Annotated in this window: 12 protein-coding genes and 1 pseudogene; 9 read left to right on the top strand and 4 right to left on the bottom strand. The window is 50.6% G+C overall.

Annotated elements, in window-relative coordinates; genetic code table 11:
• Positions 1-12: 12 nt before the first annotated feature.
• On the bottom strand, positions 13-2,316 hold the full coding sequence (locus AC1XYH_RS07965) for a bifunctional diguanylate cyclase/phosphodiesterase (protein WP_483326326.1): 2,304 nt from the start codon (positions 2,314-2,316) through the stop codon (positions 13-15).
• Between the two features lie 831 nt (positions 2,317-3,147).
• On the opposite strand from AC1XYH_RS07965, the gene AC1XYH_RS07960 reads away from it, so the two are divergent.
• Positions 3,148-3,969 carry an alpha/beta fold hydrolase gene (locus AC1XYH_RS07960; RefSeq protein WP_483326071.1) on the top strand — a complete coding sequence of 274 codons (822 nt, stop codon included), beginning with the start codon at positions 3,148-3,150 and terminating at the stop codon, positions 3,967-3,969.
• Positions 3,970-4,121: 152 nt separating this feature from the next.
• Here the strand turns inward: AC1XYH_RS07960 and AC1XYH_RS07955 are convergent, their stop codons facing one another.
• Positions 4,122-5,054, bottom strand: coding sequence for a formate/nitrite transporter family protein (locus AC1XYH_RS07955; protein WP_483326070.1), 933 nt, complete (start codon positions 5,052-5,054; stop codon positions 4,122-4,124).
• 173 nt (positions 5,055-5,227) lie between these two features.
• A complete protein-coding gene (locus tag AC1XYH_RS07950; protein WP_483326069.1) occupies positions 5,228-5,857 on the bottom strand; it encodes a glutathione S-transferase family protein in 630 nt (209 codons plus the stop codon).
• Positions 5,858-6,068: 211 nt separating this feature from the next.
• Here AC1XYH_RS07950 and AC1XYH_RS07945 point away from each other — a divergent pair, with 211 nt between their 5' ends.
• The gene (locus AC1XYH_RS07945) at positions 6,069-7,121 is read left to right on the top strand and encodes a DNA topoisomerase IB (RefSeq protein ID WP_483326068.1); all 1,053 of its coding nucleotides are present in this window, start codon (positions 6,069-6,071) and stop codon (positions 7,119-7,121) included.
• On the opposite strand, the gene AC1XYH_RS07940 is transcribed toward AC1XYH_RS07945, so the two are convergent.
• Positions 7,118-8,020 carry a LysR family transcriptional regulator gene (locus tag AC1XYH_RS07940; RefSeq protein ID WP_483326067.1) on the bottom strand — a complete coding sequence of 301 codons (903 nt, stop codon included), beginning with the start codon at positions 8,018-8,020 and terminating at the stop codon, positions 7,118-7,120. The two genes, AC1XYH_RS07945 and AC1XYH_RS07940, sit on opposite strands and share 4 nt — an antisense overlap.
• A gap of 115 nt (positions 8,021-8,135) precedes the next feature.
• On the opposite strand from AC1XYH_RS07940, the gene AC1XYH_RS07935 reads away from it, so the two are divergent.
• The 7 genes and pseudogenes from AC1XYH_RS07935 to AC1XYH_RS07905 all read left to right on the top strand — a co-directional run bounded on the left by AC1XYH_RS07935 (position 8,136) and on the right by AC1XYH_RS07905 (position 13,809).
• A complete protein-coding gene (locus AC1XYH_RS07935; RefSeq protein WP_483326066.1) occupies positions 8,136-8,564 on the top strand; it encodes a VOC family protein in 429 nt (142 codons plus the stop codon).
• Positions 8,561-9,148, top strand: coding sequence for a glutathione S-transferase family protein (locus tag AC1XYH_RS07930; RefSeq protein ID WP_483326065.1), 588 nt, complete (start codon positions 8,561-8,563; stop codon positions 9,146-9,148). Before AC1XYH_RS07935 ends, AC1XYH_RS07930 begins: the two co-directional genes overlap by 4 nt.
• A gap of 58 nt (positions 9,149-9,206) precedes the next feature.
• Positions 9,207-9,466 (top strand): annotated as a pseudogene (locus AC1XYH_RS07925) (YtoQ family protein); the annotation flags it as partial.
• Between the two features lie 293 nt (positions 9,467-9,759).
• Positions 9,760-10,242: a restriction endonuclease gene (locus tag AC1XYH_RS07920; RefSeq protein WP_483326064.1), complete on the top strand. Its 483-nt coding sequence runs from the start codon at positions 9,760-9,762 to the stop codon at positions 10,240-10,242.
• Positions 10,239-10,595 carry a restriction endonuclease gene (locus tag AC1XYH_RS07915; RefSeq protein ID WP_483326063.1) on the top strand — a complete coding sequence of 119 codons (357 nt, stop codon included), beginning with the start codon at positions 10,239-10,241 and terminating at the stop codon, positions 10,593-10,595. Before AC1XYH_RS07920 ends, AC1XYH_RS07915 begins: the two co-directional genes overlap by 4 nt.
• A 90-nt stretch (positions 10,596-10,685) precedes the next feature.
• Positions 10,686-11,942 carry an SIR2 family protein gene (locus AC1XYH_RS07910; RefSeq protein WP_483326062.1) on the top strand — a complete coding sequence of 419 codons (1,257 nt, stop codon included), beginning with the start codon at positions 10,686-10,688 and terminating at the stop codon, positions 11,940-11,942.
• Positions 11,935-13,809, top strand: coding sequence for an ATP-binding protein (locus tag AC1XYH_RS07905; RefSeq protein WP_483326061.1), 1,875 nt, complete (start codon positions 11,935-11,937; stop codon positions 13,807-13,809). Before AC1XYH_RS07910 ends, AC1XYH_RS07905 begins: the two co-directional genes overlap by 8 nt.

The following is a 13,809-nucleotide window of genomic DNA, read 5'->3' as shown; positions in this document are numbered from 1 at the left end:
GGCCGCTCAGGGCTAAGCTATAGGTGGCAAGTCTGTTTCAGCAAGCAGGGCACTAAACATTTGCGTATCCAATGGGCGGCTTAAAAAATAACCCTGCCCTTCATCGCAGGAGACAGTTCTCAGCCACTGCAAATGTTCAGCGGTTTCGATGCCTTCGGCAGTTACCGTAAGAGACAGCGCACGGCCCAGGCCGATCATCGCTTCAATGACAGATTTATCTTCCTCGCTGTTGGCTAGCCGGTTGAGAAAACTCCGGTCAATCTTGAGGCCGTCAAACGGGAACGTACGCAGGTTATTGAGTGACGAGTATCCTGTACCAAAGTCATCCATGGTGATGCGTATACCTAGCGCCTTCAGGGCTTTCATGGTCTCGAGGGTGCCCGCCGCATCTTCCAGCATGGTGCTTTCGGTAATCTCAAGCTCCAGCCGAGTAGGATCTATGCCCGTTTTCACCAGGTTGTTTTGAATACGCTCTACAACGTTGCTGCGCTTGAATTCGATCGGCGAGAGGTTAACGGACACAAACAGCCCTTCAGGCCAAGTTGCCGCGTGATTGCAGGCTGTTTCAAGTACCCAGTCGCCTAGTGGAACAATCAGACCGCTGTCTTCGGCAATAGGAATGAACATATCCGGCGGTATAAGCCCTCGAACTGGGTGCTGCCAGCGCACTAACGCTTCAGCACCCACCATCTCACCGTCAGAAATGCGGTAGCGCGGCTGAAAGTGCAGGCGTAATTCGCCGTGCTTGATCGCAAAGCGCAGATCACTCTCCATACGCCGACGCTCAATGATCTTTTCATTCATGTCACCGGCGTAAAAGCGCCAAGTACTGCGCCCGGCAGCTTTAGCTTCATACAGGGCAATATCGGAGTAGCGGAGCAGCTCAGCTACCTCGCGGCCATCATTGGGCGCTAGCGCGATGCCAAAACTGGCTCCTACGAAGACCTCTTGCTCTTCGACTTTAATTGGCTGCTCGATAGTCTCCATAATGCGGGCGCACAAATCTTCAATTTCTTCTTGTGAGCCCATGGCATCCAGCACCAGGATAAACTCGTCGCCGCCCACCCGTGCCACCAGATCTCCGTTGCGTACACAGCCAGACAGACGCTTGGCTACTAGATCCAGGACTAGGTCGCCGACCGCATGCCCCAGCAGATCATTCACCGGTTTGAACCGATCTAGGTCCAGGCTAATGACCACCAGTGGGTCATCTGCTGCGCTCAGAGAAGACAGTTTTTGCTCCAGGAAGGCTTGCAGGCGTGTACGGTTGGCTAAACCGGTCAACGGGTCGTGCTGAGACAGAAATTCAATTCGGCGGCGAGATTCTACCTCTTCGGTTACATCCGTTGCGGTGCCGCGAAGGCCGCCGCTCGCGATGGCGCGTGCAGAAAGGCGGGTTATACGCTCACGCCCCTGGTCATCAAAATAATGACACTGCAAAGCAAGACGGGATTTACGGTTAGGCGTGCTCAACCAATGTGAGATGGTTTCTACCTCGGTGTGCAGCAAATCATCAATTACTTTACCAATCCAACTGACTTTTGCCAGACCGGTTACGGTTTCGAAACGTTCGGACAGATAGGTAAAGCGACCGTCGCGATCCACCTCCCAGACCCAGTCTGAACTGGCTTCGACTACATCGCGAAATCGCTCTTCGCTAGTTGCAAGCGCAGCTTCGCTGCATTTGAGAGCCGCGTACCCAGCATCAAAAGCCTTGGCGGCAATAGTGGTACGACGCAGGATGACCCATGTCATCAGACACACAATCAAAGCTGCGAAGATGACCAAAGGCAGGGCTAATTCCAGTAAACGTGTGCTGGGTTTTTCTGGTGTCCAGTAAAGGCTGCCTGCCGCACCGCTTTTTCCCAGCGCCAGAGTAGATCCCGCGCTGACTTCTGCAGCGGTGGCGATGTGCAGGTTTTCAACGCCATACGTTGTACCGAGTTGCTCGAGCATGGCGTTGTCGAGGAGGGTAACGAAAATCAGCACCGAAGGACGCCGATTGTCGGGCAACACCATGGGGTCAGAGCCCGGGCCAATCGCAATTGCCGCGAGCAGGGCTGGAATACCATCGATAGTGATAAATTCGCTTATTGGCGTTTCAGCATCTGCAACGCTTCTCGCGCGCTCAACAAATGGCAAAACTGACTGGGCCAGCCATTGTGAGGCCTCAACAGGTGCCATCTCGCCCTTGATCACCGTGTAAACGGTGCGGTCCAGATCGTCTATTACGAAGAGGCCATCAATGGCAAAGTCAGTGTAGAGCGTAGGCCCTATGTTTTCTCGCACGAACGCCCAATCGGAATCTACTTGCAGGTGAAGGTGCGTATAGGCTTCGCCCTAAATGCCGTAGTCGCTGAGTATCGTAACCAAGGATTTTTCTAATGATTTAACCGCTGTTTCTGTATGAAACTCGCTCTCTTGGGCCTCAATACGGTCCAGGTCCTTGGCGATGTAAACCAACAAATAGCTGGTGAGTACAAATATCGCCACCAGTAGAAATACAAACTTGAAGAGTGAGTGCCGTATTAGCGTTGCGCTTGATTGAGTAGGCGGGGCAGTAGAATTATAGGGGGGAGGGCTCGGCATCTGGGTTCACTCGTAAAACAAGGGGCGATAATCCGGTTATCGGCCGAATCCGCGTGATATTAAGGTGCTACTTACTACATTCATCGGCTGTTGACGCGAAATGCAGCTAAAAGCGTTCTCACAGCTGGCGCCGACGCTAAAAATTGCGCGCCAAATGCTCCACGGTGACGGTACCCAATCGCTCGATCAGCAGGGCAAGAGTCACATCAATATGGTGAGGGCAAAGGAATGCTTTATAGGGTATTTTGCCTTTGTATTTGCCATAGGCAGCTTACGCTAACACGTGCGTTACCGACCAAGTAATTGACTCTACAGGAGTGAAACCCAAAATACGCTTGCGCGTGGCCAGGCTGTCGCGGACAAGCTTATTCAAAGCAACAGCATCGGCGATTGCCAAAATGTAACACCTCTCCCAACTGGGTCTTCGTAACCGTTTGCTCGTGAACTTCTGAAAGCTAAGGTCCTCCTAGTCTTTACACGCATAAATGACGATATCTCGTCATCGCCTTATTTCTATAAGACGTCACGATCTCTAATTCGTGTTTTTAGGAGGAATAAATGGCCACGCAAATGATCCAAAACCATACGTATATCGACGGTAACCAAATTGCGTTTTATGAGCAGGGTTCTGGTAGCGCTGTAATTCTGATTCACGGTATTCCGACGAATAGCCTCATGTGGCGCAACATCATTCCTCAACTTGCGAAAACTCATCGCGTCATCGCGCCTGACCTTCTCAATTACGGCGAATCCGCAAAGCCTGAAAATGCTGATGTGTCGATCAATGCCCAGAGCCACATGCTGGCAAAGTTCATGGACTCTATAGGTGAACGGAACGCTGACATCGTAGGTCATGACATCGGCGGCGGTATCGCTCAGCTTCTGGCGGTCAATTATCCAGAGAAGGTTAGCAAACTCGTTTTGATGGACAGCATCTGTTTTGACTCATGGCCCATACCCGAATTTGAGCCTCTACAAGAGTCAGGTGCAGAGTCAGAAATGAGCTTGAATGATTTCCTGGACATGATGCGTGGCTTCCTGCCGAAAGGCGTTAATGACAAAAGTGTCATGACTGAGGAACTCATTGATCAATACCTCAAGCCCTGGTCATCTGAAACTGGGAAAAAAGCGTTTTTCAGGAACCTAAGGCGTTTGAATAAGGAATACACGCTCGCCGTATCTGACCAACTGAAACAGCTGCCGCACAAAACGCTGGTGATGTGGGGCGAAAAGGATCCATTCCAAAAACCTGAATATGCTCCGAAATTGGCAGCAGAAATTCCGAACTCGGACCTTATTTGGGTTGCGGACGCGGGGCATTGGTTGATAGACGAAAAGCCTACTGAAGTAGGAGAGAACCTTATACGCTTTCTTGGGTAACCCTAGACGGGCGAGGTGGTGAACCCATCCCAGATACCTCAATGGAAGGTTCCACCTCGTGAATTAGCGTCATTTATTGGTATAGATCGCCCGCTCATCAACTGTGTTATGCCAACCCCTTAGGGTAAATAACATAGCTTGAGCGGGCTCTATCACATCTCTTCTCGTACCTGGCCGTGGGCGAGCATCGCGAACAGTCCGGTACCACCCAGCACGTTGCCGATGAGTACTGGGGAGATATGGTAAATCAGGGCTGTCAGCATATTCATATCCCCATTGAGCACTAACAAGAAAATCTCGTTCGACCCGGCGATCACATGAGTGAAACCACCTACCGCGATCAGCCACGTAAACATGACGATAACCAAGACCTCCGATCCCTTTGCCGAAGGCAGCATCCACACCAGTGCCGCGATAAAAAAGCCTGCAGGAATAGCGCGCAAAAAGGATTCGGCGGGCGTTAGCGTTGCCACGTGTTGTGATAATTCGAGTACTGCGCCCAGCGTGTCTGCGGGGATAACGCCTCCATAGAGGCTAATGGCAGCCGTCATGAAGGTGCCAAACAAATTGGCCGCCAGCACCACCCCCCATAGGCGAGCAGTGCAATAAAACCGACGCCGAGAAGGCTGAGCCAGCATAGGCAGCACAACGGTGATGGTATTTTCAGTAAACAATTGCAGACGGCACAGAATCACCAGCACAAAACCAAAGGAGTAACCCAGGCTTTGGATCAAGACCAGGTAGGGGTGATCCGCGCCCAGCTTGGCTTGGATAATTCCCTCGGTGAGCACTGATGTCGAAATCCCAACCCCTGCTGCCACACCGGACCACCAGAGTGACGTGACCGGGCGTTTTAGCTCACCTTCACCCTCGCGCAAGATAACGGCGTATACCGACAGCGCAGACAAACTGCCATGTTCGGTTACGGCTTCCCGTTCGCCCTCAGTCAGTGACTCTTCGCTGGGATTCTGGGGTCGGTTCCTGGCCTCGCGTTCGCTAACCGGCTCGCGAGGCTCATGTTGGTCTGGCGACGACTCGGAGGGTTTGTTCCGAGCGTCACTCTGATCAACTTCGTCATGCTTCATTCAAGCGTTCTCCTGCTACCCAATACGGGTATAAATTGTTGCCGGCTCTGGCCGTATTGATCGGCAAAACCGGTTATTACAACCGTTATAGAACTGCAGAGAAGCAAGCGCCGAGGAGTCTCTTCATACTACCCTCGTTGCCTAAACGCAGGGTTAGCGTGCGTTCAGACAAATCAACTTGGGTCTTTATCATGCTCTCGTTCCAGCGCCTCAGCTTTTTGCGCAGCAGGTCGTGCCAGAATACGCTGTAAATAGGATTCAATATGGGGGAACTGGCTTAGGCCGCGGGTTTCACTGATTTTCTCAAACACGAAGGAGTTTAGTATGTCTGCGCCGGAAAACTGCGCCCCGGTCAGATAATCTTTGTTAGCCAACTCGTCATTCACGTAGGTCAGCACGTCCAGCATCTGCTCGCGCGCAAAGTCACCTAAGAAGCATTTCTGACTGCTGTCGGCGCTCAACAGATAAAGGGTAATCAGCGGATAGGCGGCCGTGCCTTCGGCAAAATGCAGCCATTGAATATAGCGCCCGTGCTCAGGCGTATTCACTGCAGGCGCCAACGTGTCTGCACCGTAACGGCTGACCAGATAATCAACAATGGCGCCGGATTCCGACAGCACAAGATCGCCATCCTGAATCACCGGCGATTTAGCCAAGGGATGTACTGCTTTGAGCGCAGCGGGGGCACGGCGAGTGACACTGTCGCGTTGATAGGCAACCAGTTGATACTCGATGCCGAGCTCTTCGAGCAACCAGATAATGCGCTTGGAACGAGATTGGTTCAGGTGATGTAAGGTGATCATATTGGGCGCTTCCGCTGTTTTCTAAGGGAGGTGGGGCATGGATCAAGCTTTCATCGTATCTACATTTGCCTGCTGTTGAATACCTATGTTGAGCCAAGACGCGACACCCAAATATGATTTTCTTATTTTGGCTACGCTCTCTGGCACCACTGCAGCAGCTTGCGGTCAATCAGATAGTTGCACCCTGATTGGTTACCAAGGAAGCCGCCCAATGTCCGATGCCGAGCTACACGCAGACCTGCCGCCCGACCTGCATTATGTTGACGACAGCCAGCCCGGCATTAGTCGCAAAAAATGGCGGGATACGTTCAGGTATTTTGATGCCAAGGGCGAGCGCATTACAGACAAAGCCGAGATCAGTCGGCTCGACTCGCTCGCCGTACCACCTGCGTATACCGACGTGTGGATATGCACTGACCCGCGTGGCCACCTGCAAGCCACCGGCCGGGACGCCCGAGGCCGCAAACAGTACCGCTATCACCCACGCTGGCGCGAGGTGCGCGACGCGGACAAATACGCGCGTCTGCAGGAGTTTGGTAACGCGCTACCTAAGCTGCGTAAACAACTGGAAGCACAACTCGCCGAACGAAAATTCACCCGCGAAAAGGTCTTGGCTACCGTGGTGATGCTGCTGGATGCTACGCTGATTCGCGTTGGCAACACCCAGTACGCCAAGGCGAATAAGTCTTACGGCTTAACGACCCTGCGCAACCGTCATGTGGATATCAAGGGCAGTGAGATCCAATTTCAGTTTCGGGGCAAAAGCGGCGTAGAGCACCAAATCACCGTGAAAGACCGGCGCCTGGCAAACGTGGTCAAGCGTTGCCTGGATTTGCCGGGGCAGGACCTTTTTCAATATTTGGACGAAGAGGGCAATCGTCACACTGTCAGCTCCTCCGACGTGAACGACTACCTGCATAGCCTCACCGGGGCCGACTTCACCGCCAAGGACTACCGCACCTGGGCCGGCACCGCTATGGCGTTGGCCGTTTTGCGGGAGTTGGAATGGCAGCCAGAATCCGACGCCAAACGGCACGTTGTTACCATGGTCAAAGACGTTGCCAAACAACTGGGCAACACCCCGGCAGTCTGCCGCAAATGTTATATCCATCCAGCCGTACTGGAGCATTTCAACCTAGGTGAATTGACCAAGCTTCCCAAGCCTCGCGTGCGTAAAGGCCTCAAAGCCGAAGAAGTAGCGCTGGCGATGTTTCTGGAGCAGCTGAATGAAGAACTGCCAAAGAAAAAGTCGAAGGCGAGTTAGGTTTCATCCGGATCAGGTATTACCTTTTCTAGTTGCGGATATGCCCATTCAACAAAAGCCCGCATGCGTGGTGAGAGCTGCAGCGAATGCGGGTAAACCAGGTGAATCGGCAAGTCTGCCGGTTCAAAGTCTTTGAGCACCCTGACCAAGCGCCCATCGGCTAACTCATCGATCACTTGATAATGCATAAAACGCGCAATGCCAACGCCTTGCACGCAAGCCTGGCTGGCGGCGCGGATCTGGTTGCAAATCAGCCTTGGGGTAACTTCTGCAGCCAGTTGTTTGTCGTTGTGCCGGAAGTACCAGTGTTTACCTTGGGATGCCACCGTGATGCAGGCGTGGTCTTGCAGCGCTGCAGGGTTATCTATCGCGGTAGTAGTGCTGAGGTATTCGGGGCTCGCACAGGTCACCAGCCGGGTGGCACCTACCTTGCGCGCAACCATGGCAGAATCGGGCAAATGGCCGATGCGCAGGGCAAGGTCCAGCCGCTCATCCAGCAGCGGTAGCAACTGGTCGTTCAAGCTCAGCTCAACGCTCAACTCGGCATGCGTTCTGAGAAATTCATTCACCAGCGGCGCAAGGTAGCGTTGGCCAAACTCAACCGGCGCGGTCATGCGCAGCAGGCCGCGAATATGGCCGTCCTGCGCCTCCAGACGCTGCTCCATATCGTCAAAGTCCGCCAGCATGCGGCGGGTCCAGGCCAGGTATTGAGTGCCTTCGTCGGTCAGCGCCATGCGCCGAGTGGTGCGGTTCAACAAGCGTACGCCCAGGTAACGCTCCAACCCGGCAAGAGAGCGCACCAGCGAGGCCACCGACTGTCCAGTCGCATCGGCAGCCGAGCTCAAGCTGCCGTGATCGACAATACGAACAAAATTGGCCATTGCCTTGAGCCTATCCATCACCACCTTCCGATTTGTGCATTTAGTGCATAGGTATTGTCAGGCTCACACCATAGGTCAAACACGTTACCGAGCGGACACTGCAGCGACTGATGTCAACTGGAGTGCCCAACCCATGAATCACCCAGCAAACCCCGCGCGTATTCTTGCCTACGACCATATCGGAATTCGCGTCAGCGACAAATCCCGCGCGATCAATTTTTACCAATCACTTGGCTTTGTCGAGAGCGCAAGCTTCCCGCAGTTTGAAGCCAACGAAATGCTCAGCGTCGATGGCGTGCGCATCAACCTCATCTTTAACGGCACACGCACCGCCAACGCACACAACGCATTGCTGGATGAGCCCATAAAGCTGCCGGGTATCACGCACCCTGCCTTTATCGTCGACGACCTGCAGCGGCTGCAAACCTGGCTGGGCGAGCAGGGCATCACCATTACCGAAGGCCCACACCCCATCGGCCTCAGACGGGTCGCGCTCTTTATCCGCGACCCCGACGGCAACGTTCTTGAATTCAACCAACTCATCACCGGGGACGCCCAATGAAACTCTATGACCTAGAACCTTCAGGCAACTGCTACAAAGTGCGGCTGTTTGCCTCGCTGATAAACCTAAACCTTGAATTAGTCGCGGTAGACTTTGTAAACGGTGAGCACAAAAAGCCGCCGCTCTTAGATCTCAACCCACTCGGCCAACTGCCAGTGCTGCAAGACGGCTCGCTTGTGCTGAGAGACTCACAAGCGATTCTCGTGTACCTCGCCGGCACCTATGGCGGCTTAGCTTGGTGGCCCGCGCACCCCCAGGGTCAGGCAGAGATCATGCAGTGGTTGTCTTTCGCCGGCAATGAAGTAGAGCACAGCGTATGCGCCGCACGTCTGGTCACCCAGTTTGGTAATGACCTGGACAAGCCCGCTGCATTAGCGAGGGCCGCGGTAATTCTGCCAATACTGGACGCGCACCTTGCCCAGCACGACTGGCTAGCGATTGGTCGCCCCACCATTGCGGATTGCGCGGTGTACCCCTATGTAGCACTGGCACCGGAGGGTGATGTTGATCTAACGCCTTATCGCCATATTGCGCGGTGGCTTAAAAGGGTAGAGGCGTTGCCGGGGTATTTGGCTAAGCCTTGAACAAACACGCGTCTTTTTAAATGGCAAAAGTTGGTTAAAAAAGCAAGCAAGGCTATAGTCCGCCAAGGTAAGCGGTATTCGCACCAAGACGCTGCTGTAGCAGTGCGACGTGGCCGTGATCCGAGTCTGCGACAAATCAAACAGTGGAACGCCGGCTTTGATGCCGGCTACTGCGCCGCGCTGGGCACGCCCTACACCACGCTGCACGATAAAGACATCATCCATCCACTGAAAGAAGTTGACGCAACTGCGATGGCCTGGGCGCAGCCGCCCGAGCAGCTGTTCGAGTTATTTAAGTACGCTACTTCAGCTGCATAGTCCCTTTGTCCTATAGGTTTTGCTTAGTTTGAGCTCTATTGCCGTGTAACTGCCCGAGCAATTGACTAAAGACCGGCCAGACCAACTGAATGCACTGATGCGTGCCTACACGGTGGGCGCGCTGCTTGGCATACAGACGGTGGTCTGGCTGTCCCAACCACACTCTCTTTGAACAGTTGGCGTAGCAGGGCGTGACGCTGACAGATACCATTTGCAACAGAAAAGCCGTGACCCGCGATCCCGGAAGGTCTACCTTGGAAAAAAGGCATTGAGACACTGGTAGGAGCCCATGGATGGCGCGCAAACGTACCTCAACATTCGAAGACCTAGTAACCCTCCTTTCAAGACTGCCCTGGTGGGCAAGTTTGCTGATCGGCGCTGTCAGTTGGCTCATCCTCCGCCCTGTCGTCATCAGCCCCATGGTTGCTCCCGCTGGCGCAACTTCCGACGACTTTTCCACAGTAATGAGCAGTCAGGTATTGAGCACCTGTGCCATGTTTGGTCAATACCTGGCGCTGCTTATCTTTCTCTTTGGAGCCATAGGCTGCATCGCCGGGCGTTACCGCAGCAAGAAAATGCTCACCGCCAACCAACCGGGTGAAGCCATCGAATCCCTTAGCTGGTTGCAGTTCGAGCATCTCAGCGGTGAGGCTTTTCGCAGACAGGGCTACAGCATCACTGAAACCTGCGACAACGGTGCCGATGGAGGGGTAGATCTGGTCCTGCGAAAGGGTGGGGGTAGTATCTGTTGCAGTGCAAGCATTGGCGTTCCATGAAGGTGGGCGTACCGGTAGTGGGGGAGGTCTCTGGCGCGATGGCGGTTGAGGGCGCCGCGGGGGGCTGTGAATTCACTTCTGGGCAGTTTACTGCTTTTACTACTAAAGCAAAGGCCTTCTCGGATGGACGCAATATCAAGCTATTAGACGGTGACAAGCTCAAGCAACTTTTGACGAATCGCCACCCGACAAGCCCGGTCACTGAAAACATTAGAAGAGCTACTCCTGAAACGCACCTGAAGGTGACCGAGCCAGCTAGTCCCTTATGTAAGAGTGCGATGATCAACTTATGGCCAAAAAAGGTGCTAATGCCGGGAAGGCGTTTTGCGGTTGAGAACTTATTCCAAATGTAAGAATGCTCTAAAAGCTTAAAGAAAGAGGACATAAAAAAACATTCGCCTTTTTCTAAAATATTACTTAACTTGAAGGGAGCGAGATGGGCTATGCAAAACGAGCATGATCCGATTAGGCACTTGAAATACCTTAGGCAGTCGCTGTCACAAGACAACGAGGCAATAGGTTTTTTTATCTCAGCAGGCTGCCCTTTATCAGTAAAAATGCCTGACGATGAATGGCCATTAATTCCAGATGTTAAAAATCTTACCATTCATATTAACGATCAATTCAAAGAAGATGGTAAGTATCAGCTATTGTTAAGTATTCTGAAAGAAGCTGATAAAGATACAGAGAATATAGAGGATATTCTAAGCTTCTTGCGGAGTTTATTGTTGGTCTCTAAAGGCGGAAGCGTACGAGGCTTGATGGAACAGGATTTGATGGATTTGGAAAGAAAGATCTGCTCTGTAATTGTATCTAAGTTGGACGTGAGTTTGCCTAACAAAGACACTCCCTATCATCTTTTGTGTAAGTGGATGGGGTCTATAGATAGAAAAGTTCCTGTTGAATTGTTTACCACTAATTATGATTTGTTAATGGAGCAAGCTTTAGAAGATGCAGAGCTTCCTTATTTTGATGGTTTTGTCGGGTCTAGAAGATCTTTTTTTGATTTGAAAGCAGTAGAGGACTCTTTGATTCCTACACATTGGTCTAGACTCTGGAAGATACATGGATCCATTAACTGGTACCAAGAGGTAGAAAAAGATAAAGACGGTAAGGATGTAAAAAAAGTTTACCGATCTTCCGAGGTCAAAAAAAATGCCTCGCACTTAATATATCCATCGCACCTTAAATACGAAGAAAGTAGAAAGATGCCTTACCTTGCTTTGATAGATCGGTTAAATAAATTTATCAGGAAAAAGTCTTCACTATTAATATTGTCAGGCTATTCATTTAATGACGGGCATTTGAACGACGCTATCGTCAATGCACTAAAAGCCAACCCGACAGGAATGGTGCTTGGTCTGATGTTTGGGTCTTATGAGTTGAGGGACGATGACGGAGTGGTGGTTAAAAGTCGTGACGGTCAAATATTAGATCGTTATCCAGAAGCCTATAGATTGGCAAATGATCGACACAACCTTAATATCTGGACGTACGATAAAGCAATAATCGGAACAAATCTTGGTTGCTGGAGCGGTGTTCAAACTGATGAGGATGATCGGGATATTAAAAGCTTTATTCATAAAGCCAAGTTGGATGGGGCTGGGGAAAGTCTATTAATTAAACTGGGAGATTTTTCTGAGCTCACTAATTTCTTAAGGAAAATCATTGGCTCAGTGAAGGGCGGTACCGATGTCTAATCAAGAAACATATCTCGGGGATGTTCAAGATGTTAGTGGTACAACAGTTAGTATCACGTTATCGTCAGAGTCTCTTACCGGTTTCGTCTATATAGACGGGCAAGGGTACCGTGTAGGTCAAATCGGTAGTTTTGTTAGGATACCTATAGGGTATATCAATCTTTTTGGAATTATCAGCCAAGTTGGAGCTAGCGCCGCCCCAAAAAGTCAAAGCGAAAATACAGCGCTTGGTAACAGATGGATGACTATTCAGTTAATTGGTGAAGGACCTAAGAATGGAGTATTCCAAAGAGGTTTGTCTCAGTATCCTACTATTGGAGATGAAGTTCATTTGGTGTCAGAGAAAGAACTAAAGAATATTTACGGTCAACCCGATAAGCCATATTTCGTAAAGCTTGGGCATATATCCAATTCTGACTCTATACCCGCGTTGGTGGACGTAAATAAACTCGTCACCCGCCATTCAGCGGTGGTAGGCACAACAGGGTCAGGTAAGTCTACGACAGTAGCGGGCATTATGAACGCTTTGTCTGATATTAAAAAATATCCTTCTTCGCGAGTGATTATGCTCGACCTTCACGGTGAATACGGTCAAGCGTTACAAGACAGAGCGTACATATATAAAATTGATGGAGATGTTGTCTCTAAGTTGCAGGAAAAAAAGCTTTACATTCCCTTTTGGGCGCTTAACTTTGATGAGTTATGTGAGATTAGTTTTGGTGAGTTTAAAGATGAAAAAATTAAAAATATTGTCATGGAGCGGGTTTTAAAATACAAGCTAGAATCCTTGAAATTCACTCCGAGAAAAGGAGCGTCAGCTGACACACTCAGCGTCGACTCTCCTGTTCCGTTTAGTATTCATGAGTTATGGTATGAGCTGTATGTTGAGACCTTTGGGACGTATTATAAAGGGCAAGGTGGCCAGCCTATAAATAACTTAGCTTACGAAAAAGATGCATCTGGTATGGACTTAGTAGGTCATGCTGCTAAAGGTATTGCGCCAGTTTTTAAGCATGTGGAAACTGGGAAAGATGAGAATAAAATTCATTATTTACCAGGCTCTTTGGCAATAGGGAAGCAGCTTTTGCTCTTGGGTGCTAAGCTTAGAATTCCGCGGTATGATTTCATTTTTAAGCCCGGAAATTGGTTGCCTGATAAGAGCGGTTCTGTTGTAGAAGACTTGAGTTTGTTACTCAAAAACTGGGTAGGCAGTGATAGACCTGTTACTATTTTAGATCTTTCAGGTGTGCCGGCTGATATTTTGCAAACCACAATAGGCGCTCTCCTTCGTCTTTTATATGAAGCACTATTTTGGGCAAGGAATCTATCGCAAGGAGGGAGGTATAGACCTTTGTTAATTGTGATGGAAGAAGCGCATATTTATTTAAATTCTGATTCTAATGGCATGGCATCGCAGGTAGTTCAGAGGATAGTAAAAGAAGGTAGAAAGTATGGTATTGGGGCGATGATTGTCAGCCAGAGACCATCTGAAATTAACCCCACAATTCTTTCTCAGTGCGGCACATTTTTTGCTCTTAGACTATCTAACGCTGCAGATAGATCACACATTACTTCCGCTATGTCAGATAATCTTGATGGATTGACCGGAATGTTACCAATATTAAGGACTGGGGAAGCAATAATTCTAGGTGAAGCTGTTAAGCTTCCTATGCGAACAACCATCGAGGCCCCGCCTAAGAATAGGCGGCCCGATAGTCAAGATCCTGTGATATATGATGAAGTGCCGCTAGAAGAGACTCAGAATCCAGGCGGGTGGGGGGTTGGTATGGAATCCAACCCTAATTATGAAGAGCTGATTGAAACTTGGCGAAAGCAAAGTCCTAGAATTGACAAAGTGAAATTATGA

This window comes from Pseudomonas sp. GW-45, assembly GCF_056896675.1.
The sequence above is the reverse complement of the archived record's forward strand: the minus strand, read 5'-3'. Positions and strand labels throughout refer to the sequence as shown.